Annotated in this window: 11 protein-coding genes and 5 tRNA genes; 8 read left to right on the top strand and 8 right to left on the bottom strand. The window is 68.5% G+C overall.

Features of this window, described 5'->3' with window-relative positions:
• Together GX015_RS12490 and GX015_RS12485 are read left to right on the top strand one after the other, a co-directional pair.
• The coding region (locus GX015_RS12490) for an iron chelate uptake ABC transporter family permease subunit (protein WP_291345466.1) at positions 1-584 on the top strand (584 nt) is incomplete at its 5' end.
• A complete protein-coding gene (locus GX015_RS12485; RefSeq protein WP_291345465.1) occupies positions 581-1,336 on the top strand; it encodes an ATP-binding cassette domain-containing protein in 756 nt (251 codons plus the stop codon). The genes GX015_RS12490 and GX015_RS12485, both read left to right, overlap by 4 nt.
• Before the next feature lie 3 nt (positions 1,337-1,339).
• On the opposite strand, the gene GX015_RS12480 is transcribed toward GX015_RS12485, so the two are convergent.
• Complete coding sequence (locus tag GX015_RS12480; protein WP_291345464.1) at positions 1,340-1,915, bottom strand: DUF3000 domain-containing protein; 576 nt, start codon at positions 1,913-1,915, stop codon at positions 1,340-1,342.
• Positions 1,916-2,012: 97 nt separating this feature from the next.
• Here GX015_RS12480 and hemE point away from each other — a divergent pair, with 97 nt between their 5' ends.
• From hemE to hemQ, 3 genes are all read left to right on the top strand, one after another.
• On the top strand, positions 2,013-3,110 hold the full coding sequence (gene hemE, locus GX015_RS12475) for a uroporphyrinogen decarboxylase (RefSeq protein WP_291345463.1): 1,098 nt from the start codon (positions 2,013-2,015) through the stop codon (positions 3,108-3,110).
• Entirely contained in the window at positions 3,107-4,558 is a 1,452-nt protein-coding gene (hemG, locus tag GX015_RS12470; protein WP_291345462.1) for a protoporphyrinogen oxidase, read from the top strand. Before hemE ends, hemG begins: the two co-directional genes overlap by 4 nt.
• Before the next feature lie 125 nt (positions 4,559-4,683).
• Positions 4,684-5,388 carry a hydrogen peroxide-dependent heme synthase gene (hemQ, locus tag GX015_RS12465; RefSeq protein ID WP_291345461.1) on the top strand — a complete coding sequence of 235 codons (705 nt, stop codon included), beginning with the start codon at positions 4,684-4,686 and terminating at the stop codon, positions 5,386-5,388.
• A gap of 111 nt (positions 5,389-5,499) precedes the next feature.
• Here the strand turns inward: hemQ and msrB are convergent, their stop codons facing one another.
• From msrB to GX015_RS12450, 3 genes are read right to left on the bottom strand one after another with little or no spacing between them, the layout of a single operon-like run.
• On the bottom strand, positions 5,500-5,925 hold the full coding sequence (gene msrB / locus GX015_RS12460; protein ID WP_291345460.1) for a peptide-methionine (R)-S-oxide reductase MsrB: 426 nt from the start codon (positions 5,923-5,925) through the stop codon (positions 5,500-5,502).
• Positions 5,922-7,322, bottom strand: a complete 1,401-nt coding sequence (locus tag GX015_RS12455) for a glycosyltransferase family 87 protein (protein ID WP_291345459.1) — start codon at positions 7,320-7,322, stop codon at positions 5,922-5,924. The genes msrB and GX015_RS12455 overlap by 4 nt, the downstream gene beginning before the upstream one ends.
• A gap of 10 nt (positions 7,323-7,332) precedes the next feature.
• Positions 7,333-8,097, bottom strand: coding sequence for a dihydrofolate reductase family protein (locus tag GX015_RS12450; protein ID WP_291345458.1), 765 nt, complete (start codon positions 8,095-8,097; stop codon positions 7,333-7,335).
• 134 nt (positions 8,098-8,231) lie between these two features.
• Between GX015_RS12450 and GX015_RS12445 the strand changes: the two genes are divergently transcribed.
• Positions 8,232-8,741, top strand: coding sequence for a ferritin (locus GX015_RS12445; protein ID WP_291345457.1), 510 nt, complete (start codon positions 8,232-8,234; stop codon positions 8,739-8,741).
• A gap of 163 nt (positions 8,742-8,904) precedes the next feature.
• Here GX015_RS12445 and GX015_RS12440 read toward each other — a convergent pair.
• The 4 genes from GX015_RS12440 to GX015_RS12425 form a co-directional block, all read right to left on the bottom strand.
• Positions 8,905-8,980, bottom strand: a tRNA-Gly gene (locus GX015_RS12440).
• A gap of 18 nt (positions 8,981-8,998) precedes the next feature.
• A tRNA-Val gene (locus GX015_RS12435) sits at positions 8,999-9,073 on the bottom strand.
• A 32-nt stretch (positions 9,074-9,105) separates the two neighbouring features.
• A tRNA-Cys gene (locus GX015_RS12430) sits at positions 9,106-9,176 on the bottom strand.
• A gap of 68 nt (positions 9,177-9,244) precedes the next feature.
• Positions 9,245-9,317: transfer RNA gene (locus GX015_RS12425), tRNA-Gly, on the bottom strand.
• A 419-nt stretch (positions 9,318-9,736) separates the two neighbouring features.
• On the opposite strand from GX015_RS12425, the gene GX015_RS12420 reads away from it, so the two are divergent.
• Positions 9,737-9,808, top strand: a tRNA-Val gene (locus GX015_RS12420).
• Positions 9,809-10,098: 290 nt separating this feature from the next.
• Complete coding sequence (locus tag GX015_RS12415; protein ID WP_120984098.1) at positions 10,099-10,647, top strand: copper resistance protein CopC; 549 nt, start codon at positions 10,099-10,101, stop codon at positions 10,645-10,647.
• Positions 10,648-10,651: the final 4 nt, after the last annotated feature.

Genomic DNA, 10,651 nt, shown 5'->3' with positions numbered 1-10,651 from the left:
TCGGCGGCCGCTTCGGCAACCTGCAGATCATGCTGCTGGTCGGCATCATCCTCGGCGGCGGCATGGGCGCGCTGTCGACGTTCATGCAGCGCATGCTCACCCCCAGCGAGTTCGACGTGCTCACCGCGCGCCTGATCGGTTCCATCGCCAACGCCGACACCGACTACCTGCTGGTCAGCCTGCCCATCATCGCCTTCGCGGGCGGCGTGCTGTGGCTGCGCTCCACCAAGCTCAACGTGCTCGGCCTGGGCCGCGAGACGGCCACGAACCTTGGCGTCAACCACAAGAAGGACACCATCATCGTCCTGATCATGGTGTCGATGCTCATGGCCGTGTCCACGGCGCTGGTCGGCCCGATGACGTTCCTCGGCTTCCTCGTCGCCATGATCGCGTACCAGCTCGCCGACACCTACGACCACCGCCACGTCTTCCCGATCGCGTGGCTGACCGGTTTCGTCGTGCTGTCGGGTTCCTACTTCGTGCTCAAGAACTTCTTCTACGCGGAAGGCTCCGTCGGCATCATCATCGAGGTCGTCGGCGGCACGTTCTTCCTCATCTACATCCTGCGAAAGGGCCGTCTGTGATCACGCTGACCAACGTCGCCAAGCATTACAACGACGAAGTCTCCATCGGTCCGGTGGACCTGAAGATCCCCGCCGGCGGCGTCACCGCGCTCGTCGGCCCCAACGGCGCCGGCAAGTCGACGCTGCTGACCATGATCGGCCGGTTGGTCGGCATGGACGAGGGTTCCATCGAGGTCGCCGGCTACGACGTCACGTCGACGAAGTCCGCGGACCTCGCGAAGATCGTGTCGATCCTGCGGCAGGAGAACCACTTCGTCACGCGCCTGACGGTGCGCCAGCTCGTCGGTTTCGGGCGCTTCCCGTACTCGAAGGGGCGCATCACGCCGGAGGACGAGAAGATCATCACCCGGTCCATCGACTTCCTCGGCCTCGCCGAGCTGGAGGGCCGCTACCTCGACGAGCTCTCGGGCGGTCAGCGCCAGCGCGCCTACGTGGCCATGGTTCTGGCGCAGGACACCGACTACATCCTCCTCGACGAGCCGCTGAACAACCTGGACATGCGGCACTCGGTCCAGATGATGCAGCACCTGCACCGCGCGGCCACGGAGCTCGGTCGCACGGTCGTCATCGTGCTCCACGACATCAACTTCGCGGGCCACTACGCCGACCGCATCTGCGCCGCGAAGAACGGACGCATCGTCCACTTCGGCACGCCGGAGGAGATCATGCGCGACGACATCCTCACCGAGGTTTTCGACACCCCGGTCGAGGTCGTCGACGGGCCGCGCGGCCGTCTGGCGGTCTACTACTAGCGGCTAGCGGACCAGCTCGGACACGCCCTCCGGCGGCAGCCCGGCGACGTTCGCGAGCACGCGGGAGAAGGCCTCGACGTGCGGCGCGAGGTCGATGTCCTCGGCGGTCCAGGACGCCCGCATCTCCAGCTGAAAGGCCTCCGGCGGGCCGCCGATCTCGCCGTAGCGCACGGAATTCGTCGTGGTCACGGTGCCGCCCAAGTTGCTGAAGCCGGCGCCGCAATCCTCGAAGCCCTCCGTCAGCCACTGCCACGCCACCTGGGGCAGCAGGGGATCGGAGGCGACGTCGGCGTCCATGTCGGCCTGGATGTAGGCGACCAGCCGCATCGCACCGGACCAGGACTCCTCGGCCCGCGGATCGTGCAGCAGGATCAGGCGGCCGAAAGCGTCGCCCTCGGAGGTCTCCGGGACCAGGTCGGTCTCCGGGTGCACAACCTCCAGGCCGATCGCGTGGCTGAACGGGGCCAGCTTCTGCGGGGGCCTGATGTCGCCCAGCGAAATCTCGGCGCGCACGTGCGCGGCGTGCATCGACTCGACGGCGTCGCGGAAGGGCTGCGGGGCGGATTCGGTGGCGGTCACGGTGCTTGAATGTAGCGGCGCGGGAGGCCCCGTCCGTGGAGGCGCGCCGCGAAGGGGGCGGCGGTATCTCCGATGCCGTATGGGGCATGATGGTGTCATGTCTAATCGCCGCAACTTGTCCGACGCCCCGTTCCTGCAGGCCGCCGCCGGGCGCACCCCGTCCCGCCGACCGGTGTGGTTCATGCGCCAGGCGGGGCGCTCCCTGCCCGAGTACCGCGAGATCCGCAAGGACGTCGGCATGCTCGACTCGTGCTTCAATCCGGAGCTGCTGGCGGAGATCACCATGCAGCCGGTGCGCCGCCACGACGTCGATGCGGCGATCCTCTTTTCCGACATCGTCGTGCCGGTCAAGGCCGCCGGCGTGGACCTCGACATCGTGGCCGGCCGCGGCCCGGTCGTCGCCGAGCCGATCCGCACCGCCTCGGACATCGACAAGCTGCCCGAGCTCGACCCGGACACCCTGGCGCCCGTCGCGGAGGGCATCGCCCGCATCCTCGACGAGCTGACCGACCAGCAGGTGCTCATCGGCTTCGCCGGCGCCCCGTTCACCCTCGCGTCCTACCTGGTCGAAGGTGGCCCGTCGCGCAATCACGAGCGCACGAAGGCGCTCATGCACTCCGAGCCGGAGCTGTGGGACAAGCTGATGCGCCGCATCACGCCGATCGTCACGGGCTTCCTGCGCGCCCAGATCGACGCCGGCATCGACGCGCTGCAGCTGTTCGACTCGTGGGCGGGCTTCCTCACCGAGCGTGACTACCGCCGCCACGTGCTGCCGCACTCGCAGGCGATCTTCGAGGAGGTCGCCGACGCGGGCATTCCGCGCATCCACTTCGGCGTCGGCACCGGCGAGCTGCTCGGCGCCATGGCAGAGGCGGGCTCCGAGGTAGTCGGCGTCGACTGGCGCGTGCCGCTGGACGCCGCCGCCCAGCGCATCTCCAATACCCTGGCCGCCGCCGACCCGGCGGGCGACCGGGCCTCCCACGCCCGCGTGCTGCAGGGCAACCTGGACCCCGCGATGTTCTTCGCCGGCGACGCCGCAATCGAGTCGGAGGTCCGCCGGATCTGCGGCGAGGCCGATCGGGCCATCGAGCGCGGCACGGCCCGGGGCCACATCTTCAACCTGGGCCACGGCGTTCCGCCGAACACCGACGCCGACGCGATCACCCGCACCGTGAAGATGGTGCACGAGCTGTGAGCGTCCGACCGCTGACCGTTGTCGTCGCGGGCGCGGGCCTGACCGGCCTGGTCTCCGCGTTCCAGCTGCGCCGGGGCCTCGGCCCGGGCGCGCGCATCGTCGTCGTCGATCCGGATGACCGGGTCGGCGGCAAGCTGCGCACCGTCGACACGGCCGAAGGGCCGATCGAGGTCGGCGCCGAGGCGTACCTGGGCTTCCGCAAGGACGCCACGGACTTCTTCGAGGGCCTCGGCCTCTCCGACGAGCTGGTCGTCCCGTCGGGCATGCCGTCGACGATCTACGCCGCGGGCGAGCTCCGCGCCATGCCTCGCACCACGGTCATGGGCGTCCCCGCGTCGTCGGAGGGCCTGCAGGGCCTGCTTTCCGACGACACGTGCGCCCGCATCGACGCCGAGGGTGATCCCGAGGTCACCGCGCCGCTGCACTGGGTGCACGGCGATGACGTGAATCTTGGCCAGCTGGTGGAATCCCGGCTGGGCCGCGAGGTCGTGGACCATTTGGTGTCGCCGCTGCTCGGCGGCGTGTACTCCAGCCTGGCCGACGACCTCGGTCTGCGCGCCACGGTCCCGCAGTTGGCGGGGGCGCTCGACGCGATGACCGCGGTGGGTGAGCCGGTGAGCTTGACCGCCGCCGCGCGGCGCGTGCTCGATCAGCGCGCCGAGGCCAACGAGGCGCGGCTCGCCTCCGGCGCCGTCGCCGCACCGATTTTCCGCACGTTCCGCAACGGCTACCGCAAGGTCTACGACGCGCTCGTGGAGCAGGCCGCCCCGGAGCTGGAACTCGGCGTGGGCGTCGAGTCCATCGCCGATGCGGAGGCCGGGGGAGCAGGAGCCTCGAAGGCCGTCACCCTGACGGACGGCCGCATCCTCGACGCCGACGCCGTCGTGCTCGCTGCGCCGGCCCCGGCCACCGGCGCGCTGTTGGCCACGGTCGCCCCCGATGCCGCGGAGATCATCGGCGCCATCGACCTGGCCTCGTCGGCCGTGGTCGCCATGCGCTTCGACGACGCCGAGGGCCTGCCGGACTACTCCGGCATCCTCATCGCCGCGGACGCGCCGGTCGACGCGAAGGCGTTCACGTTCTCGTCGAAGAAGTGGCCGCACCTCGGGGAGCGCGGCGGCGCGGTCGTCCGCGGTTCCTTCGGCCGTTTCGGCGACGATTCGCTCGTGCACTTGTCCGACGAGGAGCTCACCGCCAAGTCGTTGGCCGACCTCGAGTCGTTGACGGGCTTCGCCGGTCAGCCGGCGGAGGTCGTCGTCCAGCGCTGGTGGGGCGGCATCCCGCGCTACGGCGTGGGGCACGGCGATCTCATGCGTTTCGCCGACGCCGCCCTCGACGACGTCCCGCGCGTCGCGGCGGCCGGCGCGTGGCATCGCGGCCCGGGCATCCCGGCGTGCATCGCCGACGCCAAGGCGGCGGCGGCGAAGATCATCAACGACCTCGCCTGAGCCGCGCGGGTGATCGGGACCACCCCGGTCACCCGGCTCCGGCACGTGCCGGCGAGGGTAGCCTGTTCTGCAGTGCCCACCCCGGCAATCAACCATCACCACCGACTTCAAGGAGACGGCCGTTCATGGCGAAGCTCGACTACAAGAAGCTCAACGACACCATCCGCTACACCATGTGGTCCACGTTCAAGGTGACCCCGGGGGCGCTGGGCGATGACCGCGAGGCGGCGGTCGCCGAGACCCGCGAGTTCCTGAAGCGCTACGAGGCCGACGACGTCGACCTCATCGTCCGCGGCTTCTACGACGTCTCCGCCATGCGCGCCGAGGCCGACTTCATGTTCTGGGTCCACGCCGAGAAGATGGAGGACGTCCAGGCGTTCTACAACGCCTTCCTGCGCGAGACCCCGCTCGGCCGCGCCTCCACGCCGCACTGGTCGAACGCCGCGCTGCACCGCCCGGCGGAGTTCAACAAGTCTCACCTGCCGTCGTTCATCATGGGCGAGGAGCCGGGCCGCTGGATCGCGGTTTACCCGTTCGTGCGCTCCTACGACTGGTACCTGCTGGAGCCGGCCGACCGCCGCCGCATCCTGTCGGAGCACGGCCAGGCCGGCCGCGACTACCCGGACGTCCGCGCCAACACCGTCCCGGCCTTCGCGCTCGGCGACTACGAGTGGATCCTGGCCTTCGAGGGCCCGGAGCTCGACCGCATCGTCGACCTCATGTGGAAGATGCGCTACACCGAGGCACGCCTGCACGTCCGCGAGGAGATCCCGTTCCACACGGGCCGCCGCGTCGATGACGTCGCGGAGATCATCAACGCCCTGCCGTAGCACTCGGCCGGGGTCCGGCAGGACCTCCGCCTCGGCTTGACGACGACCGACGCCCCCGCAATCCACCGATCGGATTGCGGGGGCGTCGTTCGTCGTCAAGCGATGACGGGCCTACGGCGTGACCGGCTTTTCCTCGAGGGTGAGACAGATCGAGTTGATGCAGTAGCGCTGGTCGGTCGGCGTGGGGTAGCCCTCGCCGGTGAATACGTGGCCCAAGTGCGACTCGCAGCGGGCGCAGAGCACCTCGGTGCGGCGCATGCCCAGGCTGTCGTCGACGCGCTCGATGACGGCGTCGCCGGCCAGCGGCGAGAAGAACGACGGCCAGCCGCAGTGGGAGTGGAACTTTTCCGTCGAGCGGAAGAGCTCGGCTCCGCAGGCGCGGCACGAGTAGACGCCCTCGGTCTCGGTGTCGGTGTACTCGCCGACGAAGGGCGCCTCGGTGCCGGCGCGGCGCAGCACACGGAACTCCTCGGGGTTCAGGCGCGCGCGCCACTCGTCGTCGGTGAGGTTCCAGTCGGTGGTGTTCTGGTCCGTCATGCGTTGGTCCTTTCCATCGATCCAGGCGAGCCCGGCGATCCAGAGGAGTCCGGTGACCCCGCGGCGCCGGAGGGACGATCGCCGGGGCGATCACCCGGTGCAACGCCGCGGGAGGCGCCCCGTGTTCCATCGGACGCCGCGCGGCGCCCGAAGAAGGACGACGCGCCCTTCCGGCCGAGCCAGTCGTAGCCGGCGGCGTGCTCCTCGATGGTCCACTTGATCAGCATCGCGAACATGGTCAAGCACAGCAGCATCCAGCCGATCCACGCCATGACCTGGATCCACAGCTGGGAACCGACGGCGTAGTCGTCCATGAACCAGTTCAGCGTGAAATAGAACATGGTGATGGCCAGGCCCGCCGGCACGTTGAGCACCACCGACCGCGGCGCGTCGCCCTGTGCGTCGGGCGCGCCGAAGATCGCGTGGAACACGCCGATCACCGTGGGCAGGATGAGCAGCGCGTAATACTGCTGGCCCAGGGAGCTCAGCAGCAGCACGCCCGTCATGAGCACGCCCGAAGTGGTCAGGGCCCAGAAGATCTCGTCGCGCCACTGCCACCGCAGCAGCAGGACCAGCGCGAAGATGACCGGCGCCGCGAAAGCGATGAGCCACAGTTTGACCAGCAGCTCCGGGGCGCCGAAGTAGAGGAGCTCGCCGGAGATCGACGCGTTGGCGTGGAGCCGGACCTCGCCGAGGTACGGCATGGTCCGCTCGACGTACGCCATCGGATCGGCGCCCATCGGCCAGGCCACGATGTTGAACACGACCGGAACGGCCGCCGCGACGACGATGGTCGACCAGTCCTTGCGCACGAACGCGAGGAAGAGCAGCGGTGCCACGATCGGCTTGACCGTGATGGCCAGTCCGATGACGAGGCCCGCGAGAATCCGGCGGTCGCGCAGCAGCAGGACGATGAACAGGACCTGCGCCAGCAGCAGCGTGCCATTGACGTTGGCGAAGCGCAGCGTGCTGGTCACCGCCTCCGTGAGGAACACGAGCGACAGTGTCATCGGCACGATCCAGCTGGTCAGCGGAACGCGGCACAATCGCAGGAGAATGAGGACCGTCGCGATGATCCCCGCCGCCTGGGCGAAGATGAACCACATCCGCGCCGTGTCGTAATCGCCCAGCCACGTCACCGGCTGCAGGGCCAGCGTGCCGCCGGGGGAGTACAGGTAATGCGGGTCCACGTGCGCGTAGTTGGCCGTGTAGACGAGGTTGCCGTCGCTGAAGCGGACGAGGGCACGCCAGACGGTGGTGAAGTCGTCGGTGCCGCCGCTTTGGTTGGGCAGCGCCCACGCGCGGTGGATGATCAGGAAGATCGCCAGTGGCCACAGCATCGGGGCCACCATCCGCCGGGCGCGGGCACCGTCGAGCGTCGTCGGGGAGGTAGTCACGGCTACGAAGCTACCCGGCGCGCACCCTCGAATAGCGGACAAAAAGGTGCGAGTCGGAGAACGCCGCCGCCTCCGCCCGGAAATCGAGGGGCAGCGGGGAAGCTCCCGTGGCGTCGCGCGAACCGAACGTCGCGGGCCCGTCGCCGACCATCATCGGCGAGAGGGTCAGGAACGCCCGGTCCACCACATCGGCGCGGAGATGCTCGCGATAGACGCCGGGTCCGCCTTCGAGGGCGATCCGGGTGTGCCCGAGCCGTCGTAAAGCAGCGAGAACCTGCTCCGGCGCGGTGTCCGAGAGTTCGACGAGCGTCGCCCCCGCCTCCGCGAGTGCTGTACGACGCTCCGGAGGGGCCCCGGCGCCACCGATGAGGATGGGGGGACTGGCGGGATCGTCGAACAGCCGGGATGCCGGATCCACGTCGAAGCTGCGGCTGAGCACCGCCAGCCGGGTCGGGGGAGCCGTCGGCCCGTAGTTCTCGGCGCGTGCGGTGCCGGCACCGACGACGACGATGTCGGAGACGGCCCGCACGGCCTGCAGCAGCGCCGCGTCGGCCGGGTTGCCCAGGCCGCCGGAGACCCCGTCGATCGCGGCGCGCCCATCGAGCGAGGTCACCGCTATGAGCGTCACTCCGTCGAGGGGAGGAACGAATCGAGCGAGCACATCGCCGCCACTGACGCCGCCACCGACGTCGGCGCCGTCGGTGGGGCCGGCACCTGCGCCGTCTCCGGCTCCGGCGGCGCGACCGCGGGCCTCGATTTCTCCGAGCCACTTCATGGACGTGAGCCTATATCGATGCGCGCCCTTCTTCGTCAGCGTCAAGTGCGCCAACCATCCGAGGCTAGGCCAGCCTTCTTCGCGAAGCCGAATAATCCTTGTCGTATTTATCGGCATACGCATATCCTTGCGGCATGCGACTCAACGACAAGCTCGAAAAGGCCTTCAACGACCAGGTCACCCTGGAAATGCAGGCGTCCAACGTGTACCGCCAGCTGGCCATCGAACTCGACCGCCTCGACCTCGGCGGCATGGCTCAGTGGATGCGCGCGCAGTCCGAGGAGGAGATCGTCCACGCCGAGAAGTTCATCGACCACCTCGCCGCCCGCGACAACCACGCCCGCCTCGGTGCCATCGCCGCACCGGAGGTGAAGGTGGAAAAGGCCATCGACGCCTTCCGCATCGCCCTCGAGCACGAGGAGAAGGTGTCGGCCTCCATTCGCGACCTGTGGAACCTCGCCGCCGACGAGCGCGACGTCGACTCCCGCCCGCTGCTCGACTTCTTCATCAACGAGCAGATCGAGGAAGAGGACACCGTCCGCAACATCATCGGCCGCATCGAGCTGATCGGCGCCGACGGCCACGGCCTGCTGCGCATCGACGAGGAGCTCGGCGCCCGCCAGGAGGACCTCGGCGCCCAGTAGTCGCCGGCGTCTGCTTCACGACGAACCCGCCACCGCACGTTTGACGCGGTGGCGGGTTTTTGCGTGGACCGGAGCCGGTGGGCGGTGGATCCTGGGGCGGATCGTGGCCCAACGCGACGGGGCAAAGCAAAACCCCGCCGGATCCGAAGATCCGGCGGGGATGTGGAGCGGATGACGGGACTCGAACCCGCGACCCTCACCTTGGCAAGGTGATGCGCTACCAGCTGCGCTACATCCGCGTGAGGCACCAAGTGCCTTGGTGCGCGATACTGGGATCGAACCAGTGACCTCTTCCGTGTCAGGGAAGCGCTCTCCCGCTGAGCTAAACGCGCTTGTGCAGAAACTGCTTATGCAATTTGATGCGAGGTGGAAACGGGAATCGAACCCGTGTGCACGGCTTTGCAGGCCGTTGCCTCACCACTCGGCCATTCCACCGTGGCGTTGCCGCCTCTCGTGATTCACTCAGAAGTTATACCAGATGGTGTCTCTCCGGAGAAAATCCGAGCGGATGACGGGACTCGAACCCGCGACCCTCACCTTGGCAAGGTGATGCGCTACCAGCTGCGCTACATCCGCACTGCGTTCCGTTGCGCTTGCCCGGTTGCCCGTGCCCCGCTTGCGGTGCGAGAAGAACATTAGCGGGATTCGCGGAAAATCTGCAAATCCCCAGCATGTAAGCCGATTCGGGTTCCGCTTGATGACGTTCGCGGCTTCATCGGCGCCCCGGCCATCGCCTGAGCCCCGACTCCGGATGTGGCTCCGGTCGTTGGGGCGGACACGGGCGCGGAGGGGTGGAGGTGTCCGGGCCCGGGAAGTCCGGAGAGTCGGCCGAGGAGTCGGCTGGAGAGCCGAGCGGGAAGAAGGATGCTCCGGTGCGACCGCGGGCCGTCGTCACGCAAAGTCGTGCAAACACGCGGTGAACATGCGATTAGGCCGCCGCCGAAAGGCGTGCTAACTTAATCACCCGTAAGCGGGAGCGACTCCCGAGTACGTGCAGTCCCATAGCTCAGCGGAAGAGCGTTCCGTTCACACCGGAAAGGTCGCTGGTTCGAACCCAGTTGGGACTACCGCAGCCGCCGGAGGTCAATCCTCCGGCGGCTTTTTCGTGTCCGGGGGCGGGGGCCGGTGCAAATGCGAGCCGTTGGTGCCGAGTAGCGTGGATCACCGGCGAGGTAATCGAAGTTAACGCAGGGTCCGGGTACACTCGGGGGTATTCGACGGGGTGTCGCGGATCATCGCGGGAACCAATCGACGCGATTCCCCGACTACTGGATGAGTCGTGCGCAGAACGTGCGGCTCACCCGGTTCCCGCAATCGAGACGGCCCCCAGCGGCCATGGAGGACAATGCCGGTGCACATGCGCAAAAGCTTCATCGGGCGTACGGCGATCGCCGCGACGCTCGCGACGGGGTTGGCGATCGCGCCCGCCCTGAACGGGCCCCATCTGGCCCCCGTCGCACATGCGCATGACTCCGTCATCGCCTCCACGCCCGCCGACGGGCAGAATCTGGACGAGTTTCCCCGGCGCATCGAGATGACCTTTTCGGGCATTCCGCGCGAGTCCTTCAACACCGTCGCCATCAGCGACGCGAACACGAAGGAAGTTCTGCTCACCGAGCAGCCGGAACTTTCCGACCAGGTCATCGCCTTCGACGTCCCCGATTCGTTGGACCCGGGCCCCGGCGCGTACATCGTCGGGTTCCAGATCACCTCGTCAGACGGGCACTCCACCCGCGGCAAGCTGTCCTTCTCCGTCGGAGACCACCAGGTCAACGCCGGGGGAGGATCGGACCTCGACGAGGAAGACGGCGTGCCCACCTGGGCGTGGGTCGCCGGCGGCGGCCTGATCGCCGTCATCCTCGCCGTCGTCGCCGGAGTGGCCGTCGTCAACCGAAAGGCAGATTGATCCC

It is taken from the genome of Corynebacterium sp., from assembly GCF_012837295.1.
Classification (GTDB): domain Bacteria; phylum Actinomycetota; class Actinomycetes; order Mycobacteriales; family Mycobacteriaceae; genus Corynebacterium.
Note: the sequence above shows the minus strand (reverse complement) of the source record. Positions and strands in the feature narration are given on the sequence as shown.

Coding starts and splice junctions, on each gene's coding strand:
- hemE (WP_291345463.1), top strand. CDS start 2,013: ATGTCTAATCGCCGCAACTTGTCCGACGCCCCGTTCCTGCAGGCCGCC.
- hemQ (WP_291345461.1), top strand. CDS start 4,684: ATGGCGAAGCTCGACTACAAGAAGCTCAACGACACCATCCGCTACACC.
- msrB (WP_291345460.1), bottom strand. CDS start 5,925: ATGACGGACCAGAACACCACCGACTGGAACCTCACCGACGACGAGTGG.
- GX015_RS12450 (WP_291345458.1), bottom strand. CDS start 8,097: ATGAAGTGGCTCGGAGAAATCGAGGCCCGCGGTCGCGCCGCCGGAGCC.
- GX015_RS12445 (WP_291345457.1), top strand. CDS start 8,232: ATGCGACTCAACGACAAGCTCGAAAAGGCCTTCAACGACCAGGTCACC.
- GX015_RS12415 (WP_120984098.1), top strand. CDS start 10,099: ATGCGCAAAAGCTTCATCGGGCGTACGGCGATCGCCGCGACGCTCGCG.